Raw genomic sequence first — 21,982 nt, forward strand, 5'->3', positions numbered from 1 at the left:
ACAGCTATCTTATTGATCGATAAACGTTTGTAAATACAGTCTGTACAGTTCTCTAAATATTTCATCTATTAACACAAGAGTTGAAAACCATATAAAATAATTTTCATATATATAGTTTTGGCTGACAAGTGTATTTAATGTTGGAAGATTCTGCTGATAGGACTGCGTATTATGGGCAATTCTATTTCTAAACCTATACAGGTAATCCCTGTATATCACCTGCAGTGAAAGTTCACCATCCTTTAGTGCCGTGAAAAGGTTATTATTATCGTTTGCAAAATGTTTGGTTTTAATTTCGTTCCATATAATGCCGTATTCATTAAAACTTTTCTGGGACCAAATGGAAAGATTACTTTCTGCAAAAATTTCTTTGACCGCAGTGGTTGTTCTGCTTAGAATTTCTTTTTTATCCAGATCGCTGGCCGTCTTAAAACTCTTCGACCTTTTTTGAAGCTGTCCAATTAGATCCTTATAGAGGGTCTGCTTATCATTATAAGAGGAGCGATCCCCAACAGGATTGGTTTTATAATCGTATCTGTACTCGAAATCAACAGACGCCAGTTCCCAGCATATGCATTTGAGTTTCTGTTCCTGAAATCCAGTCATTTTTATAAAAACGGACTGCATTACGTAATCGCACATTGGAAAAGTTTCGATGCCCGAACCGATTCCTACACTCGCCGATACGACATCAGTCAGAATTTCGGTAATGGGCGACATGATAAACGAAGTATGGATGTTAGGCTGCATAGGCTCTGAAAAATGAAATTGAAGTATATATTCGATACCTTAAATGTCCAAGATTATTTGGGGCCCTGGTGTGTGACGGATTATTTTTCATGCCCTTTATTTCTAACTCAATAGCAGCTTTTAAAGCTTCTTTTTTTGCAGTGTTAATCTTTCGATTTCGAAATACGGTGAAATAGACCAGGCCAAAAAAGTACATATCCAGATCAATAATTGAAGGGAATTCCGTTTTTATCTCCAAATCTGATAAGGTCTGTTTCAGATTTTCAATTTGCACCTCGTACTTGCGTCCAGGAAAAAACTTGGAAAATTGGCCGTACCTTGTGCTATTGATGTCAGATACCACAGCATATATGTATTCCTCGTAATATTTTTCCATATTTGGCTTATAGCCCCTTGCAATATATTTTGAATCATTGTCATTTTTGTATTGAGACAATAATGACAGTAGTCTAACAAAGTCTAGTTTTGCTTCCCCACTGACACCCTTTACAACATATTTCTTCAAAAAATCAGGTGCAAAAAACTGCACGAGGTCTTTGTCCAAAAAATACAGCGATGCCCTACTTTCCTGGGCCAGGAGAGGTGCTCCCTGAATATTTATATTTCTGAAAACAGAAGAATAATAGTTTTGTTGCTGCTTCTCATCTGAAATTACCGGAACCAGATAAGAAAATCCTAAAAATGTATTTTGAAAGAACTCAGCTGTAACATCGAGATTTATTTTTTTGTAATTGCCTTCCTTGATACCCGAGATAATACCCTCCTTGGTTTTACCCTTTGCGGTTAGTTTGGTAAAGGTCCACTCCACCACATCATCAAGACGTTCATCTTCCTCCTCTTCATCATCGTTTTCAGAGGCAAACATTTCTATCGTTTTTTTATATACCACCTGATCTGGAAACAATCCCAGGTAAGCCAGCAGTATGCTGGTTAATCTCTGCTGCCCGTCAAGAATCAGATTTTGATTGGTCTGATCAAATTTAAAGGCGCCTATAGTTACAGGAGGCACAAATTGTTTGTATTTAAAAGTTTTTATTAAAGTTTCAACCTTTTTTTCATCCCAGACAAAAAAACGCTGGTATTCGGGCAGTATTATATTTTTCCTGAGTATTAAATCAATCCAATGCTTCAAAGAATACTCTCCGTAATATACTCTATTGTCCATATTTAATTCGGCTTTGTTTGTTATAATTTTTGAATGCTAAATCTTTTTGTGAAAATTTGTAGCCGCTGTACCTATCCACGCAGGCAGCGCAGCGATTAAAATATACAAACGTCGTCTAAAATCTATGAGTGACAGCAGGTAGATTTACCTGTTTTTCCAGTCAGGGCAAAGTGTAATATTTTCTTTGGCATACAGCTGCTAATGTATCAAATTACACTTTCATCACTTTACGGAAAACCGTAATGGTCTTCAATTGACCGCTAGACGTATCCTTTTTTGCCTCTGTTGCCGATATTAGTGCATTATTTTAAAAGTGTTGTTGTTCATTAAAATGGCAGGACTTTTCTTGGACTTGACACCTTTCGTTCGCAAAAAACTAAGACTAACTTTGCCTATTTTAAAGTAACTAAGCTTTGTGGCTCTTTGGGTGCAGAATCGGTGCAATTAGAATTAATAATCAATTAAAATACTGTAATAAAGCTATTTAAAGCCATAAGTTCGAAACATTACTACCTTTTTTTGATTTTCCACCGAACTTCAAAATTGATCTAATTCATTACTAACTCCAAGAAAACAAGAATTAAAAAATAATCTGTAATTCATAATAAACTGACCAGTTTATTATTATATTTGCATCATTATGGCAAGAACAAAGGAATTTGATTATGAACAGAAATTGGATATTGCGCTAGAACTTTTCTGGACGCAGGGATATCATGTGACTTCCATCACTGACTTGGAGACGCACTTAGGAATTAATCGAAGCAGTATTTATCCAACTTATGGAGATAAAAAAGCACTGCTTATTAAATGCCTGACCAAGTATATGAAATCTAAAGTATCAGAATATGAAGGTATTTTAAAACCTGGCCAGACTGATGCAGTTGAAACTTTAAGAGCATTATTAAAGCTGGCAGTAGCTCAAAGCATACAGGAAGACAGAATATGTCTGGCTGTTAAAATTGCTTTTGAACTGGCATTAACTGATCAGGAAGTCAGACGTCTGCTTGCAGCAAATGAGAAAAAGATAGAACACATCTATTTTGAAACATTAAAGCTGGGGCAGAGCCAAGGAAGCATTAAAGTTGATTTAGACACAAAATTGACTGCTGATTTCTTTGCCAGTTCGTCTAGTGCAATGTTCAAGAATTATGCATTAAATAAAAATCGAAAATATATCTACGATATGATAGAGACTTTAATCGTAATGGTTAAAGTCTAAATAGGTGACCTTGGTACGAAATTAATTATAATAAAATATTTTTTTAATCTTTTTTAAACCGATCAGTTTGATATGAAATAAATTTAAACAAAAGAATTGCATACTTGGGATGCATGGACGTTATCGAAATAATAAGTACAGATTTCGCTACTCTTATAAGATAAACTGTACATTATATAAAAATCGAAGGTGTAGCTACGGCATTTTAAAAACTTTAATCACTACGATTAAAATGAACTAGGAACTTTCGAACAGAATTAATAAGTAATAATTTTTTTTAACCTTTTTTAAACCGAACAGTTTAATATGAACTCAAATTTAAATAAAAGAATAGCGTACATCGGATGTCTGGGCGTTATCGGAATTATAAGCACAGAATTTGGCGTAATTGGCATCTTGCCGCAGATAGCTGATTACTACAAAATAAATATTGGAACCGCAGGGTACCTCTTGAGCATATTTGCTTTAACTATTGCCCTTACAGGGCCTTTCATGGTTTTATACGTATCAAAATTTGACAAAAAGAAAATTATGATGTATGCCTTGGGGCTTTTCCTAATTTCTAATTTCTTTTCAATTTTCAGCCCTCCTTTCTGGCTTCTAATGATACTTCGAATACTGCCCACGATTTTGCATCCAGCATTCTTTTCAATGGTAATTGCTGCCGCAACAAAAGACACATCGACTCAAATGCAGATGCGCTTAACCAGTATCATAATTGGAGGCATAGCCCTTGCACAGGTAACACTTATCCCATTCACCACATTTATCGCAAGTATTTACACCTGGCAGTTGAGTTATGTTATTCAGGGTCTGCTCATTTTGATAACACTGATCATCATTTATAAGTTTCTGCCGTCTATGCCCAATAAGGAGGTGAAGTCTTTTAAAAACCAATTGAGCATACTCAAAAGACCCAGGTTTATTGCCGGGACTTCTTTAAACCTGCTTCTTATAACTGCCTGGTTTTGTTCCTATAGTTATTTTGCCGATTATCTTTCGAAGGAAAAAGGTTTAAGTGCACAACAGATCAGCTATATGCTGTTTTTGTTTGGAATAATGGGTGTGATATCTAACTTTCTGGCAGGTCGTTTACTGGGAAGATATATGTTCTGGACTACCCTATTTTTCCTTGCAGGTACATTTCTGCTTCCATTTGCATTTCAATATACCGGCAGTTCACTGCTCAGCATATCAATTGTGGTGGGATTTTGGGGAATTATGTATGGACCATGCTTCCTAATTGGCGTCGGCCATATGGTATCGGCCGCATCCGATGCAAAAGAATTCGCAAACAGTCTTCAGACTTCGTTTGGAAATCTTGGTGTTTCACTAGGTACTGCTATTGGTGGATGGTTTATTAATCATTACGGAATATCAATTACGCCATGGATTGGTCTGGGTTTTGGTGCACTGGCTGTTATTGTAATTTTTTGGAGAGCGTGGCTCGATAGAGCTATTACAGCTGAGACCCTTTAAAGATTTGTAAAAAATACTATTTAAAGTTGCGGTCTTTGAAGACCGCAATTTTTTTTGGAGTGGATACCTTTTTTGCTAAAAAAAATTAAGATAGTTTTTAAAGTTATTTGACCATTCTAAGTTTTGTGGCAGAATCGTGGCACAATGCATTTTAAAAAAAGTACAACATCATAAAAATCAACATCTTACAAGTTTAGGTTCGAAACTTTTGTACAGTCCAACAATTCTGTCGACAGAGTCTGCAGAATTTATTTTCCATATTCAAATGTTTTCAAAATTAGATTATATTCATTAAATTAGCACTATGGATAAAGAAGCAGAATCAGGACTCGATTTTATAATTGACAAATTAACAAACTCGATAGAAAACGTGATTACCGGAGATAGTTTTCAGACTGAAATTTCTATTCTCCAAAATTCTGATTTAAAGTCTTTAACAAAGAAAAATGGCTGGCTTTTTAATTGGAATGAAGAATTTAAAAACCCAATTAGAGATGTTTATAAACTTACAATTTTTGGAAATTCAAAAATAATTCAAGGTCTTATAAGCTTAGAAGTTAAGTCAGATCATGTCTATATGCATCTTGTTGAAAGTGCTCCATTCAATAAAGGACAAACAAAGGTTTATGCTGGTGTAGCTGGTAATCTAGTTGCTTATGCTTGTAAATTATCTTTTCAGCGCGGTCACGATGGAAATGTTTCTTTTCTTTCAAAATCGCAATTAGTTGATCATTATGAAAAAACACTTGGAGCATTCCATTTCGGTGGTAGAATTATGATAATTGAAACAAAATCAGCTTTGAAATTAATCAATAAATATTTTCAAAATAAATAATTATGAAAACTAAAAAATTAGATTTAGATATAGACAGTATTGGTGGACTAAGTTCTCTAACATTAGCTGAAGAAAAAGCTTTAAGCGATTTTTTTCAAAAGAAAAAACTAACAAAAAAGAAAACTGAGAAAAAGAAATTAATACTTAAAAATTAGCACATACCATATCAGACATTTGATGTACTTGATACTTTTTGCTCCAAAAATTTAGCAATCATATGAATTATTATCTCAATTGTCTACATTATTGGTTTTTTTAATCCACTAAAACATCGAAATCTACTGTTGACAAAGTGGTTTCATATCTTCGAAAATTGGAATATTTCTGGCATTGTGCCAAAAAATAATTAACAGGCACAATGGAACTATAATGGCTAAAGGAAAAAAAGAAAATGGTGCCGAATTTATAGTTACCCTTCCCCTTAAGCAGAATTCCGAAAGTATCTAGAAATCGCTATTGCTTAATAGAATATAATTGAAATAAAGTACTGTTGCGATCTAAACTATTGGCTTTATTTCCAAATATATCTGTTCTTGTTAAAAAATTACACTTCGATTTTTATTATTAAAATTTTGCCGTATTTTTTTAAACCTCGTTTATTACAAGGTAGTGTACTTGACTTAAGCATTAGAAAAACAAATTGATACAATAAAACGACAGTCCCCAACAGGACATCTAACCAAATTGTTATCGCCATACAAAGACAAACTCTACTTCCAGTAAGCCAACCCTCTTCAAATCTTCCATAAAATTTATTGAAATTTGTCCTGTTCCCGGTCATAAACAAGCTAAATGGCGCCAATTGAAGACAATTGGCGCCATTTTTTTATAATCTCACTTATTTTTATTAGTCTAAAGAGCCGGGCTCCTCAGCAGCCCTAGCCCCGATAGCAGTGGAAATCCTTTTGTGCCGGCGCTCGGCGCAAAAGATTGCAACGAATAGCGGGAAAAAGCTCCAAAAAAATAAGATTAAGCCAAAACTCAATGATCATCAAATAAAATAAAAAATCCCATACAACAAAAATTACCACAAGCACCACCGTAATTCCCAAAACCCGATCAAAGGCCCAAAACACGAAACCAAAAACACCTAGCCCCTATGACCCGCAGCACCCTTAAAAGGAACCCCAAAGCGGCCCCAAAGACATAACGGTGAAGGACATCAAAAAGGCGTTATAGAGAATGACCCTTTAAAGGGGTCCCAAACGGATAGGAATACCCAAAAGGGCAACCTGATCCGGGGACAATACTATTTTTTATGGTTTTGCATTTTCTCCAAAAATTCCCTGTACCAATTGCCCGCTTTACTTATTTACTTATAGGTCATTTCCCTTATAGTTATCTGTTTATTGCCCTGTTAGCTGTTAAATATTCCGATGAGGATACACCGAAATGCTTTTTAAAGGCCCTGTAGCAGGTCGTCCTGCTTCTAAAGCCGCAAGCAAAGGCCATTTGCTCCACTGAGAAATCTTTCCAGTTCGCATCATTGATTTTTCCCTTGAAATAATTGATTCTCTTCAGGTTTATATAATCTTTAAAATTAAGATTCCTTTCAGAATTGATTAAATAAGAAATTACATAAAGCTGGATTCCTGTTTCTTTTGCGAGATCCGGCATACAAAAATCTTTTTTAAGAAAGAGTTTCCGAGAGGCCAAAATATTTTCTATTTTGGCCATGCCCTGTCGCTTTTCTTTTGGTGTCAATTTTTCAAATCCCATATTTTTTTTATTACTATCTGGAAAAACACATTAAAATCTAAAGTAATATCTCTAAATGGAGCTTTCCCTTTAGGTCTGAATATGCTATCTCCAAGAGAAAATTCTATTTAAAATCGATCATCACCTTCACAATTTTATCGGTAAACTTATTTGGAACTTTATAACTGGGCGATACAGGAGTCCCGGTATCAAGTCCAACGTCCATTGTTTCATCTAATGAAAACCGGAATGGAACTGTCTTCTCTATATGTCCGGATGCCACAGTCTTACCATCTACACTTAATACCCCGTTACCTCCTTTGCCAACCCCTCCGCCATCATAGGTGAAATCAAAAGTTATCGTATGCTTGCCTGCGGGCAAAGCCTCTTTCGCTGCAATAGGTGTTATTTGCTCCTGCAGCCAATTGTAGATAAACTGTGGCCTGCCTTTGTCTACAATTAAGGCCCAACCGGCAAACAGGCCGCCTTGGGTAATGATAACCCCCTGGCTTTTATTTTGGGAAACTTCAATATCGGCTGTCAGGGTAAAAGATTTATTTTTTACATCCGGGGCACTTCCTTCCGGTAAACGGTACATTCCTTCATAATAAGTAAAATGGCTAAGGCCTTCTATTGGCCCGGAGGGCCTGCCTGCCAGTTTTGCATTAAATCGTTCTGCTGCGCGATCATCAAGGGGGAGCACATCATACTTTTTGGCTTCTTCCATAAAAATTTTCTTTAATTCCGCCAGTTTCCCCGGATTGGATTTGGAGATATCATCATGCTGGGTAAAATCATTATTGATATCATAAAGCTCCCATGTATCATTGCTAAAAGCGATATCAGGCGCTCCATCTGCCCATGGCTTTAGGCCGTGGATTGTAGCGGCTATCCATCCGTTATCGTAAATTGCGCGGGCCCCTCCCATTTCAAAATATTGTCTTTTATGATGTGTGGCAGCCGCTGCATTTGCGGCATCAAAGGTATACATCATGCTCACCCCTGACATCGGGGTCTGTTTGACACCGTTGACCACTGTGGGCTGCGGCAGGCCAGCTGCCTCCAGGATGGTAGGAACAATATCATTGCAGTGACTAAACTGGGTGCGTATTGCGCCTTTATCCTTAATAACCTTCGGCCAGGAAATAATTAAGGCATTGCGCGTTCCTCCAAAATGGGACGCGGTTCGTTTGGCAAATTTAAAAGGTGAATTCATAGCCATTGCCCATCCTACCGGATAATGGTTGTATGTTGTAGGACCTCCAATGTCATCTAAACGTTTCAAAGCATCCTGTACAACATCCGGACGATAGCTGTTAAAATCGGCAGCCACTTCATTCAAGGTTCCCGTAAGTCCTCCCTCGGCACTGGCCCCGTTATCACCAATAGCATATATGACAAGTGTATTGTCGCCTGCCCCAAGTTCATTGACTGCATCGAGCAACCTGCCCACTTCAAAATCAACATAGGAAAGATAAGCTGCATACACTTCCATCATGCGCGCATATACTTTCTTTTGGTCGGCACTTAATTTATCCCATTCTCCTACCTCAGAAGGTATGGGATTATATTTTGCACTTGTCGGGATTATGCCTTTAGCCTTCATCCTTTCAAAAGTTTCCTGACTCACCTTATTCCATCCCGAATCAAACTTTCCCTTAAATTTGGCGATCCATTCTTTTGGTGCATGATGCGGTGCATGGGTGGCCCCTGGTGCAAAATATACAAAAAAGGGCTTATTAGGGGCAGTTGATTTCTGATTGCGGACCCACGCAATGGAGCGGTCCGTTATATCTGCCGTTAAGTTGTAATCCGGATCGTTCGCAGGAGGCAACACAGGCCTTGTATTTTCTACCAGCGGCGGCGAATACTGATTACAATCCCCTCCATTAAATCCAAAGAAATATTCAAATCCCATATTTGTCGGCCATTGCGTAAAAGGCCCTGCCTGACTCGTTTCATAGTCAGGAGTGTTATGGTTTTTACCAAACCAGGATGTATTGTATCCATTATCACGCAAAATTGTTCCGATCGTAGCAGAGTTGTCCGGCATGATGGCATCATAACCCGGGAAACCGGTGGCAACTTCCGAGATCACTCCAAAACCTGCCTCATGATGGTTTTTACCGGTAATGAGAGAAGCACGCGTTGGCGAACAAAGAGCTGTGGTGTGCCATTGTGTATAGCGCAAACCTTCCTGGGCAAGCTTATCGGCCGTAGGGGTCGGTATTGGTCCTCCAAAAGTGGAACTGGCGCCAAAACCTACATCATCTAAAAGTATAAGGATCACATTTGGTGCTGCCCCAGGCGCTTGACGAGTCAGGGGAAAATCTGCTTTTGAATCTTTATAATTCTCTTTGATAATCCCTTTAAAGTCCGAGGGCCTGCGGTCAGGCAATACCAATCCCGGTTTTGTTTTTTGCTGCGTCGATTTATTCTGGCCAAATGACTGCTCCGGGAAAATTATAATATTGAATAGTAAAATTATACTAACCATAAACTTCAGGGGGCATTCTTTTGTTTTTTCTGTTAAATTAAATTTCATGGCTTATCTAATTAGGTTAAATCTGATCCGTTTTCATCTGCATTTTTAAATCGTTTCCATTCACTAAGGGATACTGTCGTCTTATTTTATTTCTTCGATTGGAGCGGGAAACCATTCCCCGTCCAGCACCGGTTTTTTAGAAACATACATGCGCATGGTCAGTGCAAAGCCTTTTCCTTTCGGAGTTGGCAGCCAATTGCTTTGGATGGCACCTTTAGGCAGAGAAGAACCCAGCCAGATACTCAAAGATCCATCGGCATTTTTCTTTAATCCTGACACATTATTCAAATTATATCTCTTCAGCTTATTGTCAACCACTCTGTAATCCGGTACACTGTACAAAGTGACAGACCAAAAAGCATTGACCATTAAATCGGGAATATCTTCTTTGGGAAATTTAATTTCATATACCTTGTCTCCGCTTAATAATTCTTTTTTCGAATCTGTAAGCCCCACAAAATAAATTGCTTCTTCCACGCGGTTGGCCCATAACCCGCCATAATTGATAATATCCCTGGCCATAATATCATCACCAAAATTACCCGCGGCATACGAAACAGACCATCCTCCTTTTTGGGTGCCAAATCCTTTTGCGCCAGCCAAAAATGCCGGAATTGCTTTTGTTTTAACAACTTGGTTAATATGTGCTTTTGCCTTGTCACCTGTTTTTGCATACTGGGCAACTGCAATTGCTTTCGCCTGATATTCTTTAGCTTTTGGCATAGCATCAGGAGCAGAATTGAGAACCTCCTGGACCTTATCAAAAATTTCTCCGGCAATCGGCGCTTTTGGAGTAAAATCAGGAATAGTAACCGGAGGTGCAATTTTGATCCCCTCGGGAACGGTAAAAGTAAACTGCTCCTGAAGTTTTTTGGCCGTGGCCGAAGTTCCTTTTAATTCTACCCTGGCCAGCATTTTTGCTTTTTCTGATGGCAGCTCTACCTTTACCGCATCTGAAGGAATTGCCGGATTGGAACCTTTTAAAACCAAAGCAAATTTTCCCCAAGGTGTTTTGGGAAAATTGCGTTCGTTGATATTGGCTATTACTTCTCCCCAGCCATCCAGTAATTGCGCTGTATAGTAACGTCCCTGGATTTTAGGGACATTCAAAATAACAGCATGCTCCTTATCAACGGCAATCCACGCCTCCAAATAAGCAACATCAAGATTGGGGTTTACAAACTGCGCAGAGCCAAGCGGGTTGTATTTGATTTTATTATACCCTACCTTCTCTATATTAATATCATGGTTTTCCTGCTGGATTACCAGATATCTTCCATACAGGTACGTATATGCATCAATGATATCCTGATCAGATGGCGTTGCAGTATTTTCCGAAGCTGTAACTGGTGTAGTACCTGAGCTTGTTTCTTTTTTGCAACTAATAAATAGAAAGACTGCTGCTATAAATAGAAGAGATTTTTTCATTTTACATTTTTTTAGTTAAATATGATTATTGGGGAAATATAAAAGAGATAACAGCCCTGAGTCCCCAATCTGGTCTTATATTGGAATGGCCTACAACTGGTATTAAAGGCATAACGGCAAATTGCATAGTCTGCCCGCCCAGTTTTGTGATCGCCCCTACATTTGGGCTAACGGTGATAAGGGTTGTTTTGCCTTCCCAGTTTTGGGTAATCTCTGATGTGATTCCCAAGCTTGCCCCGCTTTTATAACTGTGCGTTAAAAATAGCTGGGTGTAAAACTGATTAAAATCAGCGCGGTTTTCATTTCCCGCCACAGACCATATCTGATTGGCCAGGAAACCTACGGAAAGACCTTTTCCCTGATGCATCACAAGTACACTGGGTCCAATACCAAATTTTTCTGTTCCCAAAAATGTATCGGTGGCAGTCGGGACCAAAAAAGCGGGTCCAAATCCTAAAATAATGCCCTTGGTTTTGGGAGCAAAAAAAGCGGTTACCGTGGCATCACTCAGGCCAAACTCATGTTTGTTTTCACCGGTAACATCCTGCTGGTCTACAACCGGCAGGATATAACGGGTAATCAGGTTTAAATTATCACTTAATTTAAAAGGAATTACCGGCTGGATATTGATTTGGTATTTTGAACCATTATAGGTACCAATTCCGTAGGTTAGATTATTCTGCAGCGGGACACTGATTAAACTTGCAACAGGATTGGCTAGTTTATCTGCCAGTTCCTGGGCGCTGGATCCGGGTTTTTCAGGTTCTTGCTGCGCAAAAACATTAAAATTTAAGAAGATAAAAAATAGAAGTAAAATCTGCTGGACTCTGTTATGAGATAAGGGCTGTTTCATGGCTTATAATTAAGTTTGTAGTTAATACTAAGTGTACCCGAAATTAAAACTTTTGCCACCCAGACCATTAACCGGAAACTACCAAAATGGTTGCAAATTATAATTTGCAACCATAATTGAGTGAATAATTTATAAATTGTATAGATTTACTTTCTCCATAACAAAAACGGGGCGCTCCAGCAGCCCTAGCCCCGATAGCAGTGGAAATCCTTTTGTGCCGGAGTTCGGCACAAAAGATTGCAACGGATAGCGGGAAAAAGCTCCAAAAAAAATATTAAACCTAAAAAAATATACCGCCCAACCTGCCCCGTACCCCTCCTTAAAAAAAAACAACAGCAATAATCTAATTCAAAAAATAAAACAAAAAATCCCGTACAACCAAAAATTACCACAAGGACCACCGTAATTCCCAAAAACCAATCAAAGCCCCAAAAACCACAGCCAAAAACACCCAGCCCCTATGACCCGCAGAACCCTTATAAGGAACCCCAAAGCGGCCCCAAAGACATAACAGTGAAGGGCATCAAAAAGAACGTTACAGAGAATGACCCTTCAAAGGGGTCCCAAACGGATAGGAATACCCAAAGACCCATGAGGATGAAAACGAAGCCTTTGAGACCATAGCGCCCGAAAAGGATAATGCGGTCAGGAAGGAATTCGAAATCGGGCAGCCTGGAAGTGAGGAGCATCAGGAAGATGAGCGCACCAGAAACGAAACGGGTAACGGTTCAATCCACAATAGTAAACCTTCCCGGCGAAAATTTTAATGTATAGGTGTAACAATATAAAAAAACGTTATCATTTAACTAACTAACTAACTAACTAACTAACTAACTAACTAACTAACTAACTAACTAACTAACTAACTAACTAACTAACTAACTAACTAACTAACGTTGTAGCTGTTATGCCTTGTTTTTAAATTTTCGTTTATGTTCTATTATATAACTTGTAGAGTCAGGCTTTATATCGAAATATTGAAATTTATATAGCTCGTTAATTTCTTTACTTTCGTTTAATTTATAGTCAAACAATTTCTTTAAAACAAAAGTGGTGTCATTCAATATTACGCCTTTCTTTTCAACTAAATAATATGCACCAATCCAATTTATATAATACTGAATAATAATTTCATTCTTTTCTGTTTTGAAAACTCCTTTTCCCCAAATTGGAAATCTGTCTTTGTAATGCCTTATGTCACATTCAAAATGCTTTTTAGCATTACCAATTGAGTTATGGTCAGTCAGTCCACAATTAGCCGAGTAGTCAAACACGTAGTTTTCCTGGAAACCTGTTGAAAATCCAAATGTCAGCAAAGTGCCATCTTTATGAAGTGTCAAAGGTCTGATTTGTTTCTGTAAATAAGGTTTTGTGCTATCTTTGCTGAAACCACCGTAGGAGTTTTTATAATACGGAAATGTCATTTCTTCTCTTTCTTGATAATAATACCCGTCTGTTCTTATTGGTCTTAACTTGTCGCCAACTTTGTCCAGGTTAATGACATATTTCTTGTGATTAATTTCCATGCACGAAGTCAAAATCAGTAATGCCAATATTGATAATTTAAATTTCATACTATTTTTTCGTTCTTCTAGAGTATCGGTTGTAAAATAAGGCATAACGTTCTGGCACTTCAGCGGGTTTGGGACTAAATAAAGCCCATTCTTCGGATTTGCAAAATAATCATAAATACAAAAACGAACGTCCATTAAGGCAATTGCCCAAATCCGTTGTAGCTGTTGGCGGTTCGGTTGTTTTTAGTTGAAATTATGATTTCAATCCTTTTTTTAAGTTATCGCTTTTCCGCTTTGTTTTCCTTAGTTCGAAATAACAATATTCGCATTGTTTCTTAAAGTAAAAAAGAAAATAACTGAAATTAGAATTCCAATTATAAAAAAAATCAATTCAAATTTACTGAAATACTTTTTTGAGAAATTATCCATCATAATTGTTAAATAAATTGCAATGTAATAAAGAACAGAAAGCCGTTAGAAAAAACCCTAAAAATTTTTTGTTCTCCAAAACTTCTCACTGACAATTGATTGATTTCAGCGATTGTTATTGTATAAAAAATCAGAGTCCAAAACCAAAATATTCCCCTTGTTGTTTTAGAAGGCGCTTGATTCATTTTTTTTATTGAATTTGAAATCTGTTTATATTTTCTTTGCGTACGTTCGGTTTCAACTGACAGCCAACGGTTTGCAGCTACCCGAAGGGCGGGACTTTTAAAACAAAAATTGATTTGAAAAACTAATGTTTCATTAACCACAAAACTGTCTTTGGAACACCAATCCCCGCCTTTTGGGTAGGTGCTGTATGCACAGGTATTTGTCTATTCATTGAAACAGTTAAAGTTAACTTAACGATAGATTGACCATGTCAAACTTAATTTATATCATCTAAATTCAGAACTTCTTCGATGTCCTGTTTCGAAAGTGGTTTGTGATATAACTTTTTAATCACAGGATATGATTGAGATTTTAACTTGTCGCTTTCATCTGTGGAGGAAGTTACAATATAGAGTTGAAATTTATTGAAAGACTCAGGTTTTATTTTTTGCAGACCGTCTAAAAAGCCCCATCCATTTAGTACGGGCATATTGATGTCTAAAAGTACAACAATAGTATCGTTTGAGTTTTGTAGAGTTTCTAATACTGCCAAACCCATTTCTCCGTTATCACAATGATGACAATAAACTGAATCATCCAATTTGTGAATCATTTTTTGGATAACGAATCTGACGATCGGATCATCATCTACTATAAGTACTGTTTTGTCCATTTCTTCATGTTTAAGTTAAGTGTTGTGCCTCATTAACCATATTCTTTACAATGTCATCCAATTCATTTGCGGAATCTCTCAAATGTTTTAACCACATTAAAGTATCATCAAGACTTTCATTATTATCCTCAATAACATTCATAATTCCCAACATTCTTGCAAGAGGAGCCCTTACAATATGAGACTGTGTCCAGGCAATATTTTTGAGTTTTTCGTTCTGTATTTCAATTTTCCTGACATAATTATTTCTGCTTATTTCAAAATTCTTTCGCTCCGTGATATCATTCATGGCTCCTACCATACGGATAGGATTTCCTTTTTCATCTCTGATTACAATGCCCTTGTCTACGACATCGGAAAAAGTACCATCATTTTTTTGATAACGATACTCGGCAATCCAGTCAGATTGGTTGGGTTTTTCGAGTGCTCCATAAATACTTTGCAATACCCATTCCCGATCCTCAGGGTGAATGTGATTGGTCCAGGTTTCCAAAGTTGGAGTTGTTTTTTCAAATTCGTATCCAAAAAGATTTTTTAAACCAGCCCCCCGATACAGTGTATTTTCTAAGATATTCCAATCCCATATCGCATCATTGGTCGCTTCAGCAACTTTTTCAAAACGTTCATTGGATTGAAGCAGGCGTATATTCGACTCTTTTCTCAGTGTGATGTCTCTAAAATAAACAGACAGCCCAGTGGTTGAAGGATATACCGTCACCTCTAGCCATACATTCAACGCAGGGTAAAACTCTTCAAAAGTCAAATTTTCTTGAGTTTCCATGGCTTTATGATATTGTCGGTAAAAGTCGGTCTCAATGGCGTCAGGATATTCATCCCAAAGGTTTTTGCCAATCAGGGTATCCCTTTTTCTATGCAATACCTTTTCTGTTTCTTTATTTAAATAGGTTACTACCCAATCTTTGTTAACATAAAAAAAGCATCTCCGATACTTTCCAGAATGTTGATTTTTTCCTGATAAGCTTTTTCAAGTTCTTCTGCGGCATGCTTTCGTTCATCTATATTCTTGAAGTAGGCAGATACCCCGCCCTGCGATGGATAGGTATTTATTTCATACCATTTTCCATCTCCCGGGTAATAATATTCAAAGGATTCTTTTCTCTTTGATCGGGCGACCCTTTGATAAATTTTCCGAATAGGAGTATCTGCACTTGCTGGAAATAATTCCCAAATATTCTTGCCCAAAACATCTTCAGCTTTCTTTAAGAGTAAGTTCTCTGCTTCCTTGTTGAAATAAGTAAACTTCCAGTTTTTGTCCACAGCATAAAAAGCGTCAGATATACTTCCCAAAATCTCACGAATTTGAAGCTCCAGCAACTTGTAAGCGTGAATATCCTGAAAACTGCCATATATTCGTTGGCATTTCCCATGAATCATTTCTACATTTCCAATAGCCCGAACCCAACGCTCGTTCTTTTTCTTAGTTATTATAACAGCTTCAAAGTCAAATACAGCACCAGTTTCAATGCTATTTTGTAAAGTGTCATTTACCATTGATCGAAAATCTTCCCTATAAAATCTTAGACCTGTTTCTAAATCAGGCGTGAAAGTTTTCGGGTTTGTTTCGTGAAGTTCGTGGACAATGTTGGACCAGTATACTTTGTTACCCGCAATATCAAATTCCCAATTTCCAATTCTAGCGAGTTTTGAAGCCTTGTGGTAAAAGAAAATATTTGAGTCTTGTTTATTCGCTTTCATTTTTCAATTATTTATCTTCTGGTCTATACTTGTGCCTAACGTCAGTCTGTGAAAAAACCTTCGTTTGTATTACCTCAAATATAACAAAAAAGTTGTGCTAAAACAGGAATTTTCGTATTTTTAAGAATGTAATATATCTCAGGAATTTCCCGTCATCAGATGCATATTTCAAGTCTGAAAGACGCAATAAGCCCAGACAATCAGGTTCGTTTTATAGATGCTTTTGTATCGTTTGTAGATTTACCTAAGCTTGGTTTTGAAGTTAAAACACTCAAAGAAGAAGGTCGCCCAAGTTACAATATTAAAACGTTTCTTAAAATTTATTTATATGGTTATCTAAACGGAATAAGAAGCTCTCGAAAATTAGAAAAAGAATGTTACAGAAACATTGAAATGCAATGGCTATTGGAAGACATTCGGCCGAATTACCACAGCATTTCTGATTTCAGAAAAGACAATCCTTTAGCATTAAAGAACTTATTCAAACTCTTTGTTAGTTTTTTAAAAGACGCCGATTTAATAGGCTGCGAAACCATTGCTATTGATGGAACTAAAAGTAGGGCGTACATTCAACTAGCAAAATATAGATCATTTAAAATCTTTAAAACTTTCACCAATGGTTCGAATTCTGTACGATCATGGTTTCTATAAAAATGATTTAAGTATTCTGTTTCTGATAAGCAACCAAATTCAGGTTTTTATACTTTAGATTACAGAAAAACATTAGTACGCCCTGCCCTAGCCCCGATAGCAGTGGAAATCCTTTTGTGCCGGGGTTCGGCGCAAAAGATTGAAACGTATAGCGGGAAAAAGCTCAAAAAAAACAATATCAAACCCAAAAAGATACAACCAAAAATCACCACAAGGCGACCGTAATTCCCAAAACCCGATCAAAGACCCAAAACACGCAGCCAAAAACACCCAGCCCCTATGACCCGCAGCACCCTTATAAGGAACCCCAAAGCGGCCCCAAAGACATAAGGGGAAGGACATAGAAAAGCACCTTATAGAGAATGACCCTTTAAAGGGGTCTCAAACGGATAGGAATACCCAAAAGAGTAATGAGGATGAAAGCGACACCTTTGAAACCATAGCCCCCGAAAAGGACGATCCGGTAAGGAAGGAATTCGAAATTGGCCAGCCTGGAAATGAGGAGCTAAAAGACGATGGTCATGCCAAACCAATCAAGCTTTTGTCTGCACCCCGCCCTAATTAAAAGTACTAAAGAATAAAAAATGTAAATTAGCCAATATTTACAATAGTGTCATACTTAAGATGGGTTACATATTATGAAATGGATTACAAGGGAAAGACCTAAAATAGACCGTATTGCCTGCCCGTGGCTGATAAAAAAATTTGTCGACAAGCAGGCTGAATTTATCTATGTCCCATATAGTGAGGTACTGGTGAAGGCCAAAGAACTGGAGGCTATTGCTTTTGATATTCCTGATGTCGAATATACTCACTATGATGAAAAATGTACTTTTGATTATATCGTTAAAAAACATAAAATTGAAGATCCTGCCATACTAATTATTGCAGAAATTGTTCGTGGAGCAGACACAGACAGACATGACATTGCAAAAGAATCATCCGGGCTTTGGGCAATTTCAGCCGGGCTTTCTTATAATATCACTGATGATCATAAACTACTGGAAAGCGGAATGGTCATTTATGACGCGCTCTACAGCTGGGCGACGCATCTGCACAAGCAAAACCATCTTCAAAACAGTCCTTTTGAGAATCTCCTGCATGAGGTTTACAATAAATTTTTAAACGAAAAAAAATCAAATAAAAAAACACCTTCCTGGGTAAAGGAACTTAAAGAAATTATTCAGGATCAGATTGACACCCAGTTTACCTTCGATTTAAAACAAATTTCAAATGATCTTGAATTAAACCCATCTTATTTGTCCAGAGAGTTCTCTAAATATTTTGAAGACCTGAATTTTGGGGATTATATTCGAAAACTGAGAATTGAAAAAGCAATTCATCTTATTGAAAATTCGTCCTATACACTCACTGAAATAGCCTACATGACCGGTTTCTCAGACCAAAGTCATTTTACAAGGATTTTCAAGCTTCAGACTGGGAAAAATCCATCCTCATACCGAAAAAAAACACAAAAAAGTAAACCAGATACAAAAAGTAAATAACCTTCTATTTCTATCGGTTTGGTCTATATAGCTTTGTTGTTCGAAACAAAACTATTCATTGTAATGAAACCAACGCTACTTTTTGCATTGCTGTTTATAAGCACAGCTGTCTTTTCTCAGGAAACCTATCCAAAAATCACAGGATATTTTGGAATTTACCATCCTATTGTTACAACCTCCAGCGAGCAGACCAATTTAAACTTCAGGGATTATTATGCAGTGGGCTTTCCAACGGGAATCAATATCTGGAAAAGCTCCAAAATAGGTTTCTCTTTTGAAATCGTTCCCAACATAAGGGTTCAGGGCGCCAGCGACAAAGTAAGCAATATCGTATTTCATCCAGGGGTTTTAGTGGCTTTGGGAAAAGGCTACACTTTTGCAGGAAGACTGGCTTTTGAAAGCGGCGGCAGATATGGCTTTACGCCCGTTCTGAACAAAACGGTTATAAAAAACAAAAACAGCAGCTACTTCCTGGCTCTACCCCTGCCCGTTCGTTTTGGAAATGATCATCCCGCAACCTTTACTGCCGGTCTGCAATTTGGAATTGCTTTTTAAAAATCATCTAATGGAAGAAAATCAAAAATACAGCTTAAGATCCCTGGTGCTTTATTTCCTAAAACTGGGCACTATGGGCTTTGGCGGCCCCGTTGCTTTGGTGGGTTACATGCACAAGGATCTGGTAGAAGACAGAAAATGGATTTCAGAAGAACAGTACAGAGAAGGCCTGGCACTGGCACAGTTAGCCCCGGGCCCTTTGGCAGCGCAACTGGGAATCTATATTGGGTTTGTACATTACCGCATTCTTGGCGCTACACTGGTAGGATTTGCCTTTGTACTGCCCTCTTTTATAATGGTAGTTTTACTGGGCATTGTCTATAAACTATACGGGGGCTTATCTTGGATACAGGCCGTTTTCTACGGCGTTGGAGCCGCTGTTATTGGAATTATAGCCTTAAGCTCCTATAAGCTTACGCTGAAATCCATTGGCAAATTCAATCTGGAATGCTTTAAATCAAAATGGCTGCTATGGCTGTTTTTCGTCCTGGCTGTAATCATCACATTTATGACCGAACAAGAGCAGGTTCTATTATTTATAGCCGCAGGTCTATTGTACATGATCATCAAAGCACCACCTAAATGGTGGAATGGAACAACCGTAAATTCAATAGTTTTATTGCAGGTTACTTTTTGGAACTATGAAAGCACAACTCTCACAAAAATTGCCGTTTTCTTTGCCAAAGCCGGCACTTTTGTTTTTGGAAGCGGACTGGCAATTGTTCCCTTCCTGCATTCGGGAGTGGTGGTTGAAAACCAATGGCTGACAGAGCAACAATTTCTGGATGCAGTAGCGATTGCCATGATCACGCCAGGTCCTGTTGTAATCACCGTCGGGTTTATTGGTTATCTGGTCAACGGGTTCCTTGGCGCATTAGTGGCGGCGCTGGCAACATTTCTGCCTTGTTATCTCTTTACAATTGCAATGGCACCATCATTTAAAAAAATTGCACAAAATAAACCAGTCAAAGCATTTGTAGATGGTATTACCGCAGCAGTTGTAGGTGCGTTAGTGGGATCAGTGATAGTAATTGCCAAAAGAAGCATTATAGATATCCCAACTCTGCTTATTGCTTTTTCAAGTATTTTAGCTTTGATATATATAAAGAAAATTCAGGAACCGTATATTATTGTTATAGCCGCTATTTTAGGTATTATAATAAAATCAGTAATAATATGAACAGAAGACTTTTTAAAATCGGGTGCTCTTTTTGGTGCAGCAGCACTGGTACTTCCAACAACCAATGCTTTTTCAAAAAATTTAACTGATAACAATATTGATATATTAGTAGATACTAACGGTAATTATATTCAGCAGGCTCTTCTATAGTCTCGTCGAGGTCACTACAGCCAAATAGCGCCAATTGAAGGCAATTAGCGCCTTATTTTACTTAAAGAACTTTTAATCTGTATATTAGTGAATTTTTTATTTTCGTTTCATCGTTATAAGACATAAAAACCAGAAAAATATTTTATTTATTGCAGCGCTTATAAATTAGAAATACAATAATTGGCTTCAAATATACTTTCTCCAAAAACAAAATTGGGCTCTCCGGCAGCCCTAGCCCCGATAGAAGTGAAAATCCTTTTGTGCAGGGGTTCGGTACAAAAGATTGGAACGGATAGCGGGAATAGCTCCTAAAAAATAATACTAAATCTAAAAACTGAGTTTTTGAAAAAATTGACAGCAATAATTTAATTCAAAAAATAAAATCAAAAATTCAGATACAACCAAAAATTACCACAAGCACCACCGTAATTCCCAAAACCCGATCAAAAACCCAAAAACCGCAGCCAAAAACACCCAGCCCCTATGACCCGCAGAACCCTTATAAGGAACCCCAAAGCGGCCCCAAAGACATAAGGGGGAAGGACATAGAAAAGGACCTTATAGAGAATGACTCTTTAAAGGTCTCAAAGGGATAGGGATACCCAAAAGAGCGATGAGCCCCAAAGCGCAACCTTTGAGACCATTGAAGCCCGAGATGGACAATTCGGTGCAGAGGGAATTCGAAATTGGGAACCTTGGCAACCAAGAGCTTAAAGAAGATGAAATTACCAGAGATGAATCGCGTAATGGATCATCTGGCATTATTAAACCTTCCCAGCGAAAATTTTAATGTATTGATCCTGAAAAAAAATAAAAAAGGTATCGACAGATTTGCTGGCATTTTCCTGCTCTGCTAATTCTAAATGAATGCCAGGATTCTCAAAAAAAGTATCTTTTATGAAAACGAGATGCCAGTAATCTTGTCGCAAGTGGACAAAAAGCGCTCTTGCAATAAAACATCATCAGCCTGCGGATTGTAACTTACCGGCTTTTTATGATAAAAATAATTTCCGCTTACCTTCACTTTTTCATCACTGCTTCCTGCAAGCCATACCTGAGTTTCATATCCCTTATTTAAATCCTCAGGCGCACCTCTGCCACCCATTTTGGTCGGAACCCAACACGGATTCAAAGCATTGACATAAACATCCGGCCATTTTCTGGCAACTGCCTTGCAAAGTAGCAGAACATGTAATTTTGTATCGGAATAAGTTATTTTGCCTATTACTTTGTCAAAATATTCAAGTTTTGCATGCCCGCTTTCATGCATGTCAGAGCTTATATAAATTAGCTTTTTAGGCTTTTTGATCAGGCAGGTTAAAATATATGGGGCAAGGGTATTTACTGCAAGAAGCTCAGGCGCTGGGTAATAATAAACACCCGCATTGTGAATAACAGCATCAAAGCTTCCTAAAGCATTCACTTTTTCTGCCAGCTGTATTGTATCTTCTATATTAGCCAGGTCTCCT

The 21,982-nt window shown here is 37.6% G+C and carries 21 protein-coding genes and 1 pseudogene; 9 read left to right on the forward strand and 13 right to left on the reverse strand.

The window, feature by feature from the left end; translation table 11 throughout:
- Positions 1-9 precede the first annotated feature (9 nt).
- Positions 10-720 (reverse strand): hypothetical protein, encoded by a 711-nt coding sequence (locus SOM12_RS18180; RefSeq protein WP_320494732.1) that lies wholly within the window; start codon positions 718-720, stop codon positions 10-12.
- Positions 721-739: 19 nt separating this feature from the next.
- Positions 740-1,915, reverse strand: coding sequence for a DUF262 domain-containing protein (locus SOM12_RS18185; RefSeq protein WP_320494734.1), 1,176 nt, complete (start codon positions 1,913-1,915; stop codon positions 740-742).
- 640 nt (positions 1,916-2,555) lie between these two features.
- Here SOM12_RS18185 and SOM12_RS18190 point away from each other — a divergent pair.
- The 4 genes from SOM12_RS18190 (at position 2,556) to SOM12_RS18205 (ending at position 5,606) form a co-directional block, all read left to right on the forward strand.
- Positions 2,556-3,137: a TetR/AcrR family transcriptional regulator gene (locus tag SOM12_RS18190; RefSeq protein WP_320494736.1), complete on the forward strand. Its 582-nt coding sequence runs from the start codon at positions 2,556-2,558 to the stop codon at positions 3,135-3,137.
- A 306-nt stretch (positions 3,138-3,443) separates the two neighbouring features.
- Positions 3,444-4,616, forward strand: a complete 1,173-nt coding sequence (locus SOM12_RS18195; RefSeq protein WP_042565295.1) for an MFS transporter — start codon at positions 3,444-3,446, stop codon at positions 4,614-4,616.
- A gap of 304 nt (positions 4,617-4,920) precedes the next feature.
- Positions 4,921-5,451 (forward strand): hypothetical protein, encoded by a 531-nt coding sequence (locus SOM12_RS18200; RefSeq protein WP_042565294.1) that lies wholly within the window; start codon positions 4,921-4,923, stop codon positions 5,449-5,451.
- 2 nt (positions 5,452-5,453) lie between these two features.
- Positions 5,454-5,606, forward strand: a complete 153-nt coding sequence (locus SOM12_RS18205; protein ID WP_165571361.1) for a hypothetical protein — start codon at positions 5,454-5,456, stop codon at positions 5,604-5,606.
- Between the two features lie 1,183 nt (positions 5,607-6,789).
- On the opposite strand, the gene SOM12_RS18210 is transcribed toward SOM12_RS18205, so the two are convergent.
- The 10 genes and pseudogenes from SOM12_RS18210 to SOM12_RS18255 form a co-directional block, all read right to left on the reverse strand.
- Positions 6,790-7,170: a helix-turn-helix domain-containing protein gene (locus SOM12_RS18210; protein ID WP_320494740.1), complete on the reverse strand. Its 381-nt coding sequence runs from the start codon at positions 7,168-7,170 to the stop codon at positions 6,790-6,792.
- Between the two features lie 103 nt (positions 7,171-7,273).
- Entirely contained in the window at positions 7,274-9,694 is a 2,421-nt protein-coding gene (locus SOM12_RS18215) for an arylsulfatase (protein WP_320494742.1), read from the reverse strand.
- Positions 9,695-9,775: 81 nt separating this feature from the next.
- Positions 9,776-11,122, reverse strand: a complete 1,347-nt coding sequence (locus tag SOM12_RS18220; protein ID WP_320494743.1) for a DUF1214 domain-containing protein — start codon at positions 11,120-11,122, stop codon at positions 9,776-9,778.
- Between the two features lie 25 nt (positions 11,123-11,147).
- Positions 11,148-11,975, reverse strand: coding sequence for a hypothetical protein (locus SOM12_RS18225; RefSeq protein WP_320494744.1), 828 nt, complete (start codon positions 11,973-11,975; stop codon positions 11,148-11,150).
- Between the two features lie 905 nt (positions 11,976-12,880).
- Positions 12,881-13,594 (reverse strand): hypothetical protein, encoded by a 714-nt coding sequence (locus SOM12_RS18230; protein WP_320494746.1) that lies wholly within the window; start codon positions 13,592-13,594, stop codon positions 12,881-12,883.
- Between the two features lie 332 nt (positions 13,595-13,926).
- Positions 13,927-14,244, reverse strand: coding sequence for a hypothetical protein (locus SOM12_RS18235; protein ID WP_320494747.1), 318 nt, complete (start codon positions 14,242-14,244; stop codon positions 13,927-13,929).
- A gap of 116 nt (positions 14,245-14,360) precedes the next feature.
- Positions 14,361-14,756, reverse strand: a complete 396-nt coding sequence (locus SOM12_RS18240) for a response regulator (protein WP_320494748.1) — start codon at positions 14,754-14,756, stop codon at positions 14,361-14,363.
- 10 nt (positions 14,757-14,766) lie between these two features.
- Complete coding sequence (locus tag SOM12_RS18245; protein ID WP_320494837.1) at positions 14,767-15,474, reverse strand: PAS domain-containing protein; 708 nt, start codon at positions 15,472-15,474, stop codon at positions 14,767-14,769.
- A pseudogene (locus SOM12_RS18250) lies at positions 15,463-15,636 on the reverse strand (hypothetical protein); the annotation flags it as partial. The pseudogene SOM12_RS18250 and the gene SOM12_RS18245, both read right to left, overlap by 12 nt.
- A gap of 29 nt (positions 15,637-15,665) precedes the next feature.
- On the reverse strand, positions 15,666-16,472 hold the full coding sequence (locus tag SOM12_RS18255; RefSeq protein WP_320494749.1) for a PAS domain-containing protein: 807 nt from the start codon (positions 16,470-16,472) through the stop codon (positions 15,666-15,668).
- A gap of 159 nt (positions 16,473-16,631) precedes the next feature.
- Between SOM12_RS18255 and SOM12_RS18260 the strand changes: the two genes are divergently transcribed.
- The 5 genes from SOM12_RS18260 to SOM12_RS18280 all read left to right on the forward strand — a co-directional run bounded on the left by SOM12_RS18260 (position 16,632) and on the right by SOM12_RS18280 (position 21,370).
- On the forward strand, positions 16,632-17,123 hold the full coding sequence (locus SOM12_RS18260) for a transposase (protein WP_320494751.1): 492 nt from the start codon (positions 16,632-16,634) through the stop codon (positions 17,121-17,123).
- Between the two features lie 638 nt (positions 17,124-17,761).
- Positions 17,762-18,628 (forward strand): chromate resistance protein ChrB domain-containing protein, encoded by an 867-nt coding sequence (locus SOM12_RS18265; RefSeq protein ID WP_320494753.1) that lies wholly within the window; start codon positions 17,762-17,764, stop codon positions 18,626-18,628.
- 63 nt (positions 18,629-18,691) lie between these two features.
- On the forward strand, positions 18,692-19,183 hold the full coding sequence (locus SOM12_RS18270; protein ID WP_320494754.1) for a hypothetical protein: 492 nt from the start codon (positions 18,692-18,694) through the stop codon (positions 19,181-19,183).
- 10 nt (positions 19,184-19,193) lie between these two features.
- Positions 19,194-20,363, forward strand: a complete 1,170-nt coding sequence (locus tag SOM12_RS18275; RefSeq protein ID WP_320494755.1) for a chromate transporter — start codon at positions 19,194-19,196, stop codon at positions 20,361-20,363.
- Positions 20,364-21,232: 869 nt separating this feature from the next.
- A complete protein-coding gene (locus SOM12_RS18280) occupies positions 21,233-21,370 on the forward strand; it encodes a hypothetical protein (RefSeq protein WP_320494757.1) in 138 nt (45 codons plus the stop codon).
- A 38-nt stretch (positions 21,371-21,408) separates the two neighbouring features.
- Here SOM12_RS18280 and SOM12_RS18285 read toward each other — a convergent pair whose 3' ends face one another.
- Complete coding sequence (locus SOM12_RS18285; protein ID WP_320494758.1) at positions 21,409-21,936, reverse strand: daunorubicin C-13 ketoreductase; 528 nt, start codon at positions 21,934-21,936, stop codon at positions 21,409-21,411.
- Between the last annotated feature and the right edge of the window lie 46 nt (positions 21,937-21,982).

It is taken from the genome of Flavobacterium sp. CFBP9031 (assembly GCF_034044945.1).
Taxonomy (GTDB): Bacteria; Bacteroidota; Bacteroidia; order Flavobacteriales; family Flavobacteriaceae; genus Flavobacterium.